The 13,426-nt window shown below is 34.0% G+C and carries 13 protein-coding genes; 7 read left to right on the top strand and 6 right to left on the bottom strand.

The features are described from left to right. Positions 1–96: 96 nt before the first annotated feature. From QWZ06_RS19215 to QWZ06_RS19205, 3 genes are all read right to left on the bottom strand, one after another. Positions 97–375 (bottom strand): DUF6520 family protein, encoded by a 279-nt coding sequence (locus tag QWZ06_RS19215; protein WP_047383977.1) that lies wholly within the window; start codon positions 373–375, stop codon positions 97–99. A gap of 172 nt (positions 376–547) precedes the next feature. Then, positions 548–1,894, bottom strand: coding sequence for a MauE/DoxX family redox-associated membrane protein (locus QWZ06_RS19210; RefSeq protein ID WP_290300511.1), 1,347 nt, complete (start codon positions 1,892–1,894; stop codon positions 548–550). A 203-nt stretch (positions 1,895–2,097) separates the two neighbouring features. Continuing rightward, entirely contained in the window at positions 2,098–2,334 is a 237-nt protein-coding gene (locus QWZ06_RS19205) for a hypothetical protein (RefSeq protein WP_290300508.1), read from the bottom strand. A gap of 277 nt (positions 2,335–2,611) precedes the next feature. Here QWZ06_RS19205 and QWZ06_RS19200 point away from each other — a divergent pair, with 277 nt between their 5' ends. Together QWZ06_RS19200 and QWZ06_RS19195 are read left to right on the top strand one after the other, a co-directional pair. Continuing rightward, positions 2,612–4,315: a helix-turn-helix domain-containing protein gene (locus QWZ06_RS19200; protein WP_290300507.1), complete on the top strand. Its 1,704-nt coding sequence runs from the start codon at positions 2,612–2,614 to the stop codon at positions 4,313–4,315. A 46-nt stretch (positions 4,316–4,361) separates the two neighbouring features. Then, positions 4,362–5,207 carry an RteC domain-containing protein gene (locus tag QWZ06_RS19195; RefSeq protein WP_290300506.1) on the top strand — a complete coding sequence of 282 codons (846 nt, stop codon included), beginning with the start codon at positions 4,362–4,364 and terminating at the stop codon, positions 5,205–5,207. Between the two features lie 49 nt (positions 5,208–5,256). Here QWZ06_RS19195 and mobC read toward each other — a convergent pair whose 3' ends face one another. Beyond that, the gene (mobC, locus tag QWZ06_RS19190; RefSeq protein WP_290301386.1) at positions 5,257–7,257 is read right to left on the bottom strand and encodes a conjugal transfer protein MobC; all 2,001 of its coding nucleotides are present in this window, start codon (positions 7,255–7,257) and stop codon (positions 5,257–5,259) included. A 371-nt stretch (positions 7,258–7,628) separates the two neighbouring features. Here mobC and QWZ06_RS19185 point away from each other — a divergent pair, with 371 nt between their 5' ends. After that, positions 7,629–8,498 carry a DMT family transporter gene (locus QWZ06_RS19185; protein ID WP_290300503.1) on the top strand — a complete coding sequence of 290 codons (870 nt, stop codon included), beginning with the start codon at positions 7,629–7,631 and terminating at the stop codon, positions 8,496–8,498. Positions 8,499–8,530: 32 nt separating this feature from the next. Here the strand turns inward: QWZ06_RS19185 and mobB are convergent, their stop codons facing one another. Together mobB and mobA are read right to left on the bottom strand one after the other, a co-directional pair. Then, positions 8,531–9,784 (bottom strand): conjugal transfer protein MobB, encoded by a 1,254-nt coding sequence (mobB, locus tag QWZ06_RS19180; RefSeq protein WP_290300501.1) that lies wholly within the window; start codon positions 9,782–9,784, stop codon positions 8,531–8,533. Beyond that, positions 9,781–10,215: a conjugal transfer protein MobA gene (gene mobA / locus QWZ06_RS19175; RefSeq protein ID WP_290300499.1), complete on the bottom strand. Its 435-nt coding sequence runs from the start codon at positions 10,213–10,215 to the stop codon at positions 9,781–9,783. The genes mobB and mobA overlap by 4 nt, the downstream gene beginning before the upstream one ends. A gap of 630 nt (positions 10,216–10,845) precedes the next feature. Between mobA and QWZ06_RS19170 the strand changes: the two genes are divergently transcribed. The 4 genes from QWZ06_RS19170 to QWZ06_RS19155 are packed head-to-tail and all read left to right on the top strand — an operon-like array spanning position 10,846 to position 13,228. Then, on the top strand, positions 10,846–11,613 hold the full coding sequence (locus tag QWZ06_RS19170; RefSeq protein WP_290300497.1) for a ParA family protein: 768 nt from the start codon (positions 10,846–10,848) through the stop codon (positions 11,611–11,613). A 4-nt stretch (positions 11,614–11,617) separates the two neighbouring features. Beyond that, entirely contained in the window at positions 11,618–12,013 is a 396-nt protein-coding gene (locus tag QWZ06_RS19165; protein ID WP_290300495.1) for a DUF3408 domain-containing protein, read from the top strand. Between the two features lie 11 nt (positions 12,014–12,024). Further along, positions 12,025–12,645: a hypothetical protein gene (locus QWZ06_RS19160; protein ID WP_290300494.1), complete on the top strand. Its 621-nt coding sequence runs from the start codon at positions 12,025–12,027 to the stop codon at positions 12,643–12,645. Positions 12,646–12,703: 58 nt separating this feature from the next. Beyond that, positions 12,704–13,228, top strand: a complete 525-nt coding sequence (locus tag QWZ06_RS19155; protein WP_290300493.1) for a hypothetical protein — start codon at positions 12,704–12,706, stop codon at positions 13,226–13,228. Positions 13,229–13,426 lie beyond the last annotated feature (198 nt).

The raw sequence follows: 13,426 nt of genomic DNA, 5'->3' as shown, positions 1-13,426 counted from the left end.
AGATTAAGTAGGTAGTTTGGATTTAAAACCTTTAACCTTGCTGTAATCACTGCGTGGCAAACTTTTATAAGCACTTTATTTAGAGACAGCTATTGTTTAGTTTGGTTGAGTATGGGTTAATTTGTTGGGACAAACTGTTCCATTCAATTGATAGAGATCTTCAGAACCCATACCAATATCTGCTGTACAAGTGAATGACCCTGAAGTGTCGCAGTCCTTTAAGCTGTTAACACATTCCGGTGTTTCACCTTCTCTGAACACATAGCCTCTAATAATGGCTAAATTGTCATTTTTTTCTAAATGCGTAGCGAACGCGCTACCTGCTCCTGCAAGCAGTACAAATGCTGGCAATAGGAGTGTTTTTAAATTTTTCATAAGAATGATTTTTGATGTGCCTACTGTTCCGAGGGTTTTCGGCTTTCCCCTTTATTGAATTGTTTTGTTATGGTCTGCGCAAAACGATAACGACGTAATTCTGTACCTGACAATATGTAAAAGAAATTATCAGTAATTAAAATTTGGGACAATCTGTTTTTTCCTCTGTTTTCTACATATATACTGCCCAATAACCCGCGGGCTCAGTAGTATAAATATCAACTATTGAGTTTTTCTTCCATAGGTCATTAGACTCATGTTTACCTTTTAGATTAGAAATATTAAAGATTAAACCCTTATGAACTTCCATATTTTGATTCACAACCATTGGAGGCGCGATCATCTTTTTTGTGCCATCACTTAAAGTCTTAATGTTTATCTGTGCTTTCGTAATAGTATCGATAGTTTTCATACGTGAATGAAGTTGTAAGTTAGAGTCGACTTCCAGTATTTGGTTCCTGTAGTAAAACATATAATAAGCTTTACCTGTACTATTATCAAATAATAGTTTTCCATCAACATCAAAACCTCCATCTTTTTTTGCTGTCAATGGAAAATTGCTCATTTTGGTGTGATGTTCATTTTGTGTTGACAATGCTGCAATTAATGTTTCACGTTTTGAATTATCTGTGCTTAAAAAAAATGAATTCCTTGAAGTAGCTGTTAAATGATTAAAAAAAATATCTCTGTAACTAATCTCTTGAGTTGGCTTATCTAATGAATCTAATGCTGATCGATAAATTATCGGAACACTACCATCATATGCGAACAGGCTATTATACTGAATAGAATATTTTAATTTACGAAAACGATGTTTTGTTGAAGGAGTTATTGCAATGGTATCAAATTTTCTAAATGATCTGTCAATTTTAATAATTCTAAAAGGACTGGTCAGATTTGCGAGATACAAGTGATTATCATCATTTCCAGCAAAGTAATATGAGTTAACCTTAAGATCAATTGATCCCTCTTCAATGATTGGATGGTGAGTAAATCTTCTTGTGAAATTATTCTCTTTTTTAATGATATACTCTGAGGAAAAAAATAAAGTTATCACTAATAAGATACTGAATAGATTTGTGAATGCCAGCAAAATATATTTTCTCTTAGAGTCCTCCTTTTTTATAATGGAAATTACCCCTAATAAAAAGCACACCAAGTTAAAAATCAGATGTTCAGTCCATCCCATTTTTTCCAAGATTCCTCCACATGAGCAAGGGACAAAGTCACTGTAATTTAAAATGAGAAATATATAGACTGTAAATGCTGACATTAGGGCAGTGGATAAGTATAATCCAGTTAATCTACTGTTTGGAAAAATTAATAACAATACAATAATTAATTCTAAGATAATAACAGCATAAGAAATAACACCTGCATATGCACTTAGTAATGGAGACTGAGCTATTTGAACTTGAAAATTTTCAAAATCTAGTAATTTACTCACACTTGCATAAACAAACAATAGAATAAAAAAGCAGGAAACAATTTTGATAAAAATAGTTTTAATGTTTTTCATGGCATATTATTATTAGGTTTAACAGACCTGAACCAATCTCCATTTGATTTTCCACCCGCAATATTCAGGCATTGGTTCCCCTTTGAAAAGAGTTATGGTAGTTTTGAAATTCCCCATACTTTCCCAGATGCCACTCTTTGGACATGGTAAGCCTGTAACAACTAATATTGAGGTATGAGGAATCATAGTTTTATATCTGGTTTTTAATCTTTCATAAGCCGCCAATTATCGCCGTCTCTCACCGGAGGATCTTTAGGGTTAGGATTTTCAATCAAATCAATAGATTTTGCAGAATCCTGTTTCATTGAAAAAACGTCTGCTGAACGTTCTGAACTTTCAATCTGTTCGTTACTGGGGATCATATCTTCATCTCGATGGCTACAGTTTTGCATACAAACTGCTGCGATCATTATGCTCAAAAATGGGATAAACTTTTTCATGTTGATAATTTTAATTTGGTTATCCCGGCCGGATTATATTAGAATTCTGATGTCAAAATTATCCTGCTTATGAGGTAAAAAAAACTGTTCTGTGGCTCTATTTTAAAATTAACACGTATCAATTTTAAAATTGGAACATTTAGAATCGTGACTCAAATATTTGATTTTCAATATATTGTGTTTGTTTTATTTTTACGGGTATTCAATTCCTTTAATTTTGATTTATTTAAAACATAAATGATTATTTTTGATATGGTGAGGTTCTAAATATCAGCATATGAAAAAGTTTTATTACTTTCTCGTCTTATTTTCTGCATTTTCACAATTTTTATTTTCACAACAGGAAAAGGAAAAAACGTTCAGTGAGATCAGAAAGCCATATGAAAAAATGGTAATAGATGACATTCATGCAATGCCCTATGTAAAACTGTACATTGAGAAAGCAAAAAATGAGAGTAATTTTTCAAAGTTGATTCAAGGGTATAGAGACGGAAGACAGTTTGACTATCAAAACAAAATGAAGTATGCTGACAGTGCACTTGCTGTTAGCTTGCAGCATGGGAGTCAAGATGATATCAGTAAAGAATACCTGAGCAAGGGAATCATCTACTATTTTTATCAAAAGAAATATAAGTTAGCTTTAAATGAGTACCTTAATGCATATAAATATTCAAAAGGTTCAAAAGATCAGTACCATAAGTATAAAGTCCTCTATCATTTAGGAATTGTAAAAAGTCATTTGGGCTACTATGATGAAGCAATGAATCATTTTCTGGACTGCGCTGCGTTTTACAGGTTAAGGTTAAATGAAAACCATCACGAAAATGAAAAGTTCAATTATGAGAAGGCATATCTGAACTGCTTACATCAATTGACCGTACTCAACAGATACCTTAATAATTTTTCCAAGAGCGACAGTTTAAGTATGTTGGGCTACCGTTTAACTGCGGAAGATGGAGATTTTGCTTTAGAAAAAAGTTATTTCCTCAAATGCATAGGAATTTCCAGATATCACAAAAAAGACTATACAGGTGCTCATACTTATTTACAAAAATCCTTACCCACTATCCTCAACAGAAACGATTTCGCCTGGGCTTCAGTCGTCTATTTTTATATGGGTAAAACTTATGAAGCGCAGAATAATATCGAAAGTGCGGTGAGATGCTATGAAAAGATAGATTCTATTTTCAATAGGCATGATTTTATATTACCTGAGGTATATAAGAGTTATCATTATCTTATAGATCAATATAAAAATAAGGATGTCAATAAACAGCTTTACTATACCAATCAGCTTTTAAAGTCTGACAGTTTAATCAGCAAAGATTTTCCTTATTTATCTTCAAAACTTCATAAAGATTTTGACAGGCGAAAGTTAATGGATGCAAAAGAAGAGATAGAGAAGTCCAGCGGAAAAAAAATTGTAATCGCTCAGATCTTGATTATTTCAGGAAGTCTGCTCCTTGTATTTTTTGTTGTGCGACACAGAAAAGATCAAAAAATTAAAAAACAATATAATCTGCTACAAAAGAGAATGGCGGATGGAACTTATAATATCAAAGATATTATAAAGGAAGACCTGACAGAATTTTCAATAAGAAAAACCTCTCTTACTCCAGAAATGACCACAGAGATTAAAGAAAAGCTTCAGAAGTTTGAGCAGGAAGACCAGTTCAGAAAAAAAGGAATTACACAGAATAGCATTGCCTTAAAGTTAGGAACTAATGCCCATTATCTGTCTGTTTATATCAATGAGCAAAAAGGAATGAATTTTAATAAATATATGGCTGAACTGCGAATCAATTACATTACAAATTTACTCAACACCAATACAAAATATCTAAATTATACCATCGAAGCTTTGGCTGAAGAATGCGGTATCGCTGCACGGCAAAACTTTTCAAATTTGTTTTTCGATATCAACGGTATCCGGCCAACAGACTATATAAGAAATCGAAAAAAGGAGCTGGGTATTAGTTGATTAAGTCTTGCTTTATCGAATTTTTGTAAATTCCTGAAAAAAGGACATGGTAACAAAAACTATTTTTAAAAGAACTTCACAGTTATTGGAAGAACTGGATGAAAAGATTAACGAAGTCTACGCAGATGGAAATGATATGATCAAAATTTCTGAAAAGGCTTTACTCATCATTGACGAGTCTATAAGGAAATTGAAACTTCTGGTTTCCAACCATCATTTTGATCATATTGCTGAAGAAGTACTTTTTTTTAAGAAGCTAAAACCACAGTTTATTTCAAAATTTATTTATTACTCTTCGGTACTGGATATTGAGGCCCATAAGCCTGCTGCAGGAAATAAAACATTAAAAAAATATTATGAGGCAGAGCAGGAGAAGTTAAAAAACTTCTATTTGGAACATTCCGAATTCTACAGCTATTATAAACGTGAGGCGACTTATCTCGACCATAAAATATTTGTCCGTAATTCCTATGATTTGAAAATGAAGCTATCATCAGGTTTTTACAACTATGATCCCAATTTTACGACATCACACGATCATATGATCGCCAGATTTATTTCCAATCAGCAATTTGATCAGTATTTAAAAAGGCAGATTGATAATTCTAATGATAGCATAACAGCAAAAATATTTTCTCCTCTTACATGGTCAGGATCGAAGGTTGGTCTTATAGAACTGATCTATGCCCTTTACCAGATGCGTTGTTTTAATGGGGGCAATATAGAATTAAGTGAAGTCATAAAATTTGTTGAAAAGTCATTGGATTGCGATTTGGGCAATTTCCATAAAACTGTCTTTGAAATCCGTAACAGGAAACAGGGACCCACCAAATTCCTTCAACTGGTTGGTGACAATCTCAATCAGCATTTTATGACTAATGAAGCTGAGTAACGGAATATCAAATTAAACCTCAAATCATACTGTATTTGAGGTTTCTATTTTAATCATTTTTGATTAAATACTGCAAATCAGGATCATTTTTTATTCGATTCATCTCATTCGTGACGATGCTGAGAATATCAGTCTTAATTTCTTTGTAATTATCTTGAATCTGTTTGGTCATCGAATCATTTCCGTCTTCGTCAATAAAGGATCGGATCAGCGGTATCTTCTGATTGTTTTGCGTTTCTTGAGAAAGTTTAGCAGTATCCACAACAATCTCTGAATGAAAAATCTTCTGTTCTATCCTTTCATCAAAATTATCTGATACAGCACCGACAAAAAATCCCTGGGTCAAGATAGAAATCTTCGAAGCTGGAATAAGACTATCCAATTGGGTAGAGATGGAGGTAGAGGTATCATTCCTATTGATGGATATACTTTGTCTTTTTTGCAGCACTTTCCCAAAACGTTCGGATAAGGTTTTTGCTGTTTCCCCAACCACCTGACCGCTGAAAATATTGCCGACCGTATTCTGAATAACTTTACTTTCCTTGTCTCCATAATCTCTTGTCAGCTGGGAAAAATCCTGAAACCCAAGACATATAGAAACTTTATTGCTTCTGGCAGTAGCAATTAAGTTATCCAAGCCTCTGAAATAAATAGTGGGAAGCTCGTCAATAATGACAGAACTTTTCAACTGTCCTTTTTTATTGATCAACTTAACAATTCTTGAATTGTATAGCCCAAGAGCAGCAGAATAGATGTTCTGACGATCAGGGTTATTTCCAACGCACAATATTTTAGGTTCATTCGGATTATTGATATCCAAAGAAAAATCGTCTCCGGTCATTACCCAATACAATTGTGGTGAGATCATTCTTGATAAAGGAATCTTTGCCGATGCGATTTGCCCCTGCAACTGATCCTGTGCACCTCCTTGCCATGCATCCATAAAAGGAGAGAGGTAGTTCTCTAATTCGGAATAAGATGTTAATATCGTAAAGACCTCTTCATATTTTTTGTTTAGCAGTTCAATAGCGTGTGGAAAAGTGCAGTATCTGCCGTTTTCATAAATTTTAAGAAACCATATGATTGCAGCTAATAATATAATGGGGCTTTCGACAAAGAAGTCGCCTTGTTTCTGGATCCAGCTTCTATTCAAGTTCAGCATGCTGGTATAGGCAGCTTCATATGCATCTGAAATATCTGTCATAAAATTAGGATTTAAGGGGTTACACCGATGGCTTTTTCTAGGGTCGTCAAAATTGATGATATAGAATTTAGGCTTTACTGTATAAGCATCGGAATGATTCAGAAGATGGTTGTACGCAATGGTAGACAAATCATCGAATTTAAAATCATAGATGTACATAGAAAAACCTTTTTCAATATGCTGTCTGATATAGTTGTTGACAATGGCGTATGATTTTCCTGAGCCTGGTGTTCCTAAAACAACGGTCGCGCGAAACGGATTGACTACATTAATCCATCCCTGATGCCAGTTTCCCTGATAATAGAATTTTGTGGGAAGATTAACTGAGTATTCATTATAGAGTAAGTTAGTTTCCTGCTGAAAACTTTCATTCTCACTGTTAAAAACATCCGTCATTAAGTTATGCTTCAGAAGACGGCTTATCCAAACCCCTGCCTGCATTAGGAGAATATATCCAGATCCAGTTGATAGGATATAAAGTACAGGAGTAAAACTGCTGGCATATTGTAACAGGATTACGTTTAAAAAGAATAAGACAAAACCGATAGAAAAAACAATGCTAATTTTTTTCCAAGTGATCTTTTCATTTTTGACTCCCTTTGTCCCGAGGCAACTCAAAGCCAGTAAAACTATTGCGAACAGTTTAGAATAAATAGGTTGAGAAAAAAGGCCTGCTGTCTTATTAAAATTATGAAGTATTTTATTGATGAGCTCCAGTGTCCATTGTTGCAGTGCAAAAAATCCGTAACAAAACCAATAGAGATGCATTAGTACTAAAATTATGCTAACCGCTCGCATAAACGCCATGATTTTGGCAAGTCCTCTTAAATCGTCTTCACCCTGCATATCACATTTTAGAAGCATAAATACACGATTCTACTTTTTTTAAAATGAATGTGCTTTTGCATGCATCTATTGGCTGGGTTTGGCTTTCTTACTGTGATACTCTTCTTTTTAATCTCAGTATTGAGTGCTTTCAAAATGCATTTTGAGCATATATTTTTAACATTCTTTTATTCATTGTAGGCAGCTTTACGTATATTTGTGCATTCAAAAAATTCTTATGAACAGGTTAAGTTGCCTTCCGCCGCCTAGAGCTTAATTTAGTAATTCTTTGTAAAAGAAGTAGATCCACTGGTAATTAATTCAGAGGATTATTTGTTATTCCTAAATTTTAAATTTTCGCTTATTACTTGTAGGCGGATTGTTTGTTCATTATGAAAAAATCATATTTGCTACTACACCTTTCTGTAGTACTATTAGGCTTTTCCGGTATCTTCGGAAAATTGGTAACTTTAAATGAAGGATTAATAACCTTTTACCGGGTATTATTTTCTTCTATTATTTTATTCTTTATTGTCAGGGTCTATAAAGTAAACATGAAAATCTCCCTATCTGAAAAACTGAAAATTGGAAGGGTAGGTCTTCTGATAACAGTTTCCTGGCTCTTGTTTTATGCAAGTATTAAATATTCCAATATATCTATTGGCGTCGTATGTTACTGCATGGCTAGTTTTTTTAAAGCTATATTTGATCCCTTAGTTAACCGTCGGAAAATAAAAATTTCCGAGCTCCTGTTGAGTGGTCTGACTATTTTAGGGATTAGTTTAATTTTCCACTTTGACAGCTCATATAAAATTGGGATTATATTAGGAGTAATTTCACCAGCCTTTGCTTCTCTGTACACCATTTGTAATCAAAAGCTAGTCAGAACCTATGACAGCAAACTCATCAACTATTATCAAATGATTTCGGGAACAGTGGTTTTGGGATTATTATTACCCATTTACTTGCATTATTTTCCTGAAAAAAGTGTCATTCCTAGCTTTAAAAATACCATTTATTTATTTTTACTGGCAGGGTTTTGCACAGTTTTTATATACATCACTTTTACAGAAATTTTAAAGAAGCTTTCTGCATTTACCGTTAACCTCAGTTTAAATTTGGAACCGCTTTACGCAATTATTATTGCATTTATATTCTTTAATGAAGGCAGAGAAGTTAACTTGTCATTTTATATAGGTTTGTTTTTCGTGATGCTATCGGTTGTAATACAGACCGTTATTTCACTGAAGAGGTCTAAATAAAATTAAAAAATAACCTATCCTAAAAAGGTAGGTTATTTTTTTCTTCTCTTCCGTTGTTTCTTTTTCATTTGAGCTTTGAAAATTTGTTCCTCCTGATCCATATTTGTATCTGGCAACAATAAGCCGGAAAAGAATCCGTCAAATATTTCGGAAATGTGAGGAGTAAAAAAATATTCCGATGATTTTTCAAATGATAAATCATCTTTAGAATGACTATATGAATTGGTTTCTGTTTTTGTTTCTAACTCATTCCACAGTTTATTAAAGGAATTGGCTGCGAGCTCTTTATCTAACTGTGAGCCGTTCCACACTAATTTGGAGTTATGGTCTATGAATGTAATTCCATATATTCTTCCCTGATTATTTTTTCTAATAATCGTAGCAATTCCCTGTTCCAATAGTTGGGACTTAAAAGAAGCTTCTGATTTACTCGTGCTGAGGGCAGTTTCTACCGTTCTTTTAAGAATATGTTTTGAAGGATCATTTTTTAATTTCACTTTAGATTTCTCACTGAGCACCTGAATATTTTCTACTCCTGCATGCTTACCAAAAAGGGATGATTTAAAAGGATTACTTACTTTTTTTCCATTTTTATCCGTAGCAAAATAGACGATTCCCTTTCTCATCTTTCCATGCAGTTCTCCGCTAACCTCTTCACAGGAAATATTAAATTGAGAGAGTAAAGCGTTATAAGCACCCATACTTTGAAAGCCATAGGTTTTAGGGATATGCCTTATTACGGATGATAATTGTGTTTTGATATTCCCCTTAGTATAATCTATAGGTTTAAAAATAGAGTTTTGATTTAAATTTCTATTCTCACCAGCGACTTTCAGGTTGTATTGTTTTTCAAGTTTTCTGCAGGCTTCCATTGATCGCGGGTGATCATAGCGATCTGATATTTTCTTCCCATCGATCTGTACACAGGTGGTGACGATATGAATGTGAGTTCTGTCAATATCCGTATGTTTAAAAACGACATAGGGTTGGTTGCCATAGCCCATTTCCTGCATATATTGCTGAGCCATTTCTCTATAATCTTTGTCATCAACCTTATCGTTAGGGTCAGGATTAAGGGAAATATGTCTTACCGGTTTTTCAGTTTTGTTATTGGCAATCAAGTAGGGTTCAAAATACTGATGAAAAAATTTAACCGAATAAGGTCGATCCCACAAATCGGGAATCTTATTAGTGAGTAAAACCGTTCCATTTTCGTTGTCTACTTTTTGCTGATTGTAGGTAAGCGCACCCCAAAGATTTTCACCTTTTCCAATTTTTGCGATCATTTATCATTAGTTTTTTGAATATGGTTTTGTTCAAATTCTTTCGTGAGTTCTATCACCTGTTTACAGATTACAGCTAGATTTTTAGTATGATTTTCCAGTTTAAAGAGATACAGAGAAGCTTTTTTCTCAGTAAAGTTTCGATATAAAATTTTTACAATCTGATTATAATTGTTTCCAATCGACTGAAATTGGTAAAAGAATTTAGTGAGTTGAGTATGATAATCCATCGTTGAAACATCCACTTTTATAATTTTTAATTCTCTCTGAAGCAAAATTGTTGTAATAAATTTTGCTTTGTTGCTCATGCCTGAAGCTTCAAATAATTTTAGAAAACCAACATTTTCTTCATCTGTCAATCGAAATACATATCTGTTTTTACTTGGGTTTAGCTTAGGCTTACGCCCTCCTTTATTGTTTCTATTTGTGTCCATATTCTCTAATTTAATGTTAAGAAAATCACGACTTCGGAGTGGTTTTTAAAGCCCCAGCCAGGGCAAGTTGTTTTGAGGCACGAAAAAAGTTATGAGGCACTCAAAACATAACTTGCCCCTTTCGGGTGAAAGGAAATATCTTGAGTAGAACAGATTTATAACATTATACTATTCAGACACTACCATTTCAAAAAACTCTTCAATCTTCTAAAACAAAGTAAACCACAATCAATTAGAGAAACGGTATAGTAAACAAAGCCAAAGATGGAAGTCTACTGCCAAGAACTACCATTATAAAAGCACTGAAACAGAAATATTTTTCATTTGCATCAGATTGAGGGCGGGACTAACTGCAAATCCGATAGCATTCTATAACTCTGGAAATCCTGCCTTCTTGCCTTCAGGAATGTCAGCTTTCGTGATATCATTTTTGACGGATAGAAATCAGAAATTCAATCTATAAGGATTGCAATACGGATGAGATTCATTCACTAATGCCGGAAGCCAATACAGCTTTCAATGGTCGTAGCCAACATTCGTGATGGGGAAATATCATGTTTGAGTTTATGATGGTTTGGAGGCTTGCTGTCCTTCAGTCTTTCAATTTCGGATTAACTAAAATTCAATATAATGAAAACAAAAAAACAACCCACAATTATTGCTTTTTCCACTCAAAAGGGAGGCGTAGGAAAAAGCACATTTACAACATTAATGGCAAGCATCCTTCATTATCGAATGAGATATCAAGTTGCTGTCTTTGATTGTGACTTTCCGCAGTACAGTTTACTCCAGATGAGAGAGCGGGATTTAAAAATGGTGATGCAGAATGAAATTTTAAAAAAGATGGCTCACAAACAATTTACGAGTATCAATAAAAAAGCTTATCCTATTTTTCAGAGTAAAACTGATCAGGTTTTACAAGAAATAGATATGTATGTTGATGGCTCGGAAATAACTCCTGACATTATTTTTTTAGATCTGCCGGGAACGGTGAATACTGCAGGTATTTTAAAAACGTTGACGAATGTCCATTATATTTTTTCTCCTATTACTGCAGATCGTCTCGTATTGGAAAGTACGCTAAGTTTCACCAATGTTCTAACCAATGTATTGATGAAAGAAAGTCAAACAGGAATCCGGGCTATCCATCTTTTCTGGAATCAGGTGGATGGAAGAGAGCGGACGTTGCTTTACAAAAATTACAGTAAAGTGATTTCAGATTTAGGGCTGCCGCTTATGGAAACAACCATTACAGACAGTAAAAGATTTCGAAAAGAAGGGGAGACCATTACAAAGGCTGTTTTCCGATCAACTTTACTGCCTGCAGATCCTAAGCTGCTAGCACAATGCAGGCTGGATCAATTTATAAAAGAATTTTTAAGAATTGTAAAACTATAAAAGTATGGATTACGATAATAATAACAATCAAGATCACAGTATCGATGAACAATATCTGATGTCCATTATGGCAGGAAGTCCCAAGAAAGAAGTTCCTGTAAAAAATGCAGATCCCCAAAAGGAGAAAGCTGTAACAAAAAATAAGTTGAAGATTCAGAAAAGTAATGATGTAAGTTATATGGAGCAGTTTCTTACGCATCATACAATGACTAAGCGTGGTGATAAAAGTATTTATATCCGTCCTGAATATCACGAACGCCTCTCACGCATTATTCAAATCATCGCCGATGACCAGATTCCTCTGTATGCTTATCTGGATAATATACTGGCTTATCATTTTGAAATGTTTGAAAAGGAAATTACTGATGATTTCAATAACAAATACCGTCCAATCTTTTAATCTATCATCTTATGGAACAAATTATCATCATCGGTTTATTAATCATTCTTGTTTTAGTTCTTGTAGACAAAAAATTTTCAATCAATATCCGTGGAAAAGATAATGTTACTAAAACTAAGAATCTACCATCTGTTATGGGAGATACAAAACAGAGAGAAAGACAAGCATTGCCAATCAATACGAATGAGAGACAAAATGAATATATTTTACAAACAGAAGATATTTTTGAATCAGAAACCAGAGAAGCTGAATTTGAAACTATGGGGCAGACTAAAAATTTGGATGATATCCTAGTTAAAAATGATGAACGGGAGCAGGAGAATGAAGATTGGAAATATGAGAACTCTACTGTTGAAAGCGGGTTTGCTACAGGGGTTACCTTCCAGGAATTGAGTACTGCGGGTGAGCTGCTTCAACAGGACGTGCTGAAGCCTGACTTAGAACGACAAGCAGTAGATATAATTCAAAAAATTCAAGGGACCGAGCTTTTTGATCTGTTAGAGAACTCTTTAGGAGATGCTTCAAAAAGAATTGCCAGTTTGTTAAACGAGAGTATTTCAAATAATGACAAGGCCATTCCTTCTAAGCATAATAATTCTGCAGATGGTTTCGACATTGGGAAGTTTATATAGGCTTCCCAATGTTTTTTTTAAGATTGTTAGGAAAATGAACAATCAAATTTTTAATGTTATGGATCCAACTGAAAAAAAGACCAATGAAGAGACTTATGATTTACGTATCAATAAAGGACAGCTTCCAACCATAATGATTGCAGGACATATATTTTTTGTAGATATCCGTATGGATATGCTGAGACCCAAAGATGATTTTCTATCTACGGGTATCGTCTTTTCGGATATACAGAATTACTATGATGAGGATCAAAACAGCTATACTATACCTTATAATCCCAAGACACATGAATTTCAGGATATAGACTTTAGTATGCATAAAGAATTTCCCAAAGATTTAATCGCTGTACAATTTCCCATTGAAAATGAGCTCGACAGGATCGGATGGAATAGACATCACGGCTTTGAATTGAGAGAAGGGTTATCAGAGGAGGGCTTTCAAATGCAGTTTGAAGCAAAACAAATTCCGTGGGAAAAAACTTTTCTTGCCGGTGTGATCAAAAATAATTTAAATTCGGGAAAAACCACTGCGAATCATAAAGAAAAGCCGAATAACAATAAATCCAAAGGGAGGAGAATATAAAATCCATTGCAATATAGATTAACGTCAAACTTTTCTAGTTTGACGTTTTTTTATGTTTAGTCCTATGTTCGGTGCCACTAAAAGCCATTCACTTCCCACTGCTGACATTTCCCGATAAGTCTGTTTTTCCAAAGCACATTTGCTCCTGAGTCCTGCAGAGTGCAGTTCTCATTAACAAAAAAATGTTTACAAAATGGA

Source organism: Chryseobacterium tructae (assembly GCF_030409875.1).
GTDB lineage: Bacteria > Bacteroidota > Bacteroidia > Flavobacteriales > Weeksellaceae > Chryseobacterium > Chryseobacterium tructae.
Note: the sequence above shows the minus strand (reverse complement) of the source record. Positions and strands in the feature narration are given on the sequence as shown.

Bases quoted from the DNA above. Each gene is read 5' to 3' on its own strand.
- QWZ06_RS19215 (WP_047383977.1), bottom strand. From the start codon at position 375: ATGAAAAATTTAAAAACACTCCTATTGCCAGCATTTGTACTGCTTGCA.
- QWZ06_RS19210 (WP_290300511.1), bottom strand. From the start codon at position 1,894: ATGAAAAACATTAAAACTATTTTTATCAAAATTGTTTCCTGCTTTTTT.
- QWZ06_RS19205 (WP_290300508.1), bottom strand. From the start codon at position 2,334: ATGAAAAAGTTTATCCCATTTTTGAGCATAATGATCGCAGCAGTTTGT.
- QWZ06_RS19200 (WP_290300507.1), top strand. From the start codon at position 2,612: ATGAAAAAGTTTTATTACTTTCTCGTCTTATTTTCTGCATTTTCACAA.
- QWZ06_RS19195 (WP_290300506.1), top strand. From the start codon at position 4,362: ATGGTAACAAAAACTATTTTTAAAAGAACTTCACAGTTATTGGAAGAA.
- mobC (WP_290301386.1), bottom strand. From the start codon at position 7,257: ATGCAGGGTGAAGACGATTTAAGAGGACTTGCCAAAATCATGGCGTTT.
- QWZ06_RS19185 (WP_290300503.1), top strand. From the start codon at position 7,629: ATGAAAAAATCATATTTGCTACTACACCTTTCTGTAGTACTATTAGGC.
- mobB (WP_290300501.1), bottom strand. From the start codon at position 9,784: ATGATCGCAAAAATTGGAAAAGGTGAAAATCTTTGGGGTGCGCTTACC.
- mobA (WP_290300499.1), bottom strand. From the start codon at position 10,215: ATGGACACAAATAGAAACAATAAAGGAGGGCGTAAGCCTAAGCTAAAC.
- QWZ06_RS19170 (WP_290300497.1), top strand. From the start codon at position 10,846: ATGAAAACAAAAAAACAACCCACAATTATTGCTTTTTCCACTCAAAAG.
- QWZ06_RS19165 (WP_290300495.1), top strand. From the start codon at position 11,618: ATGGATTACGATAATAATAACAATCAAGATCACAGTATCGATGAACAA.
- QWZ06_RS19160 (WP_290300494.1), top strand. From the start codon at position 12,025: ATGGAACAAATTATCATCATCGGTTTATTAATCATTCTTGTTTTAGTT.
- QWZ06_RS19155 (WP_290300493.1), top strand. From the start codon at position 12,704: ATGGATCCAACTGAAAAAAAGACCAATGAAGAGACTTATGATTTACGT.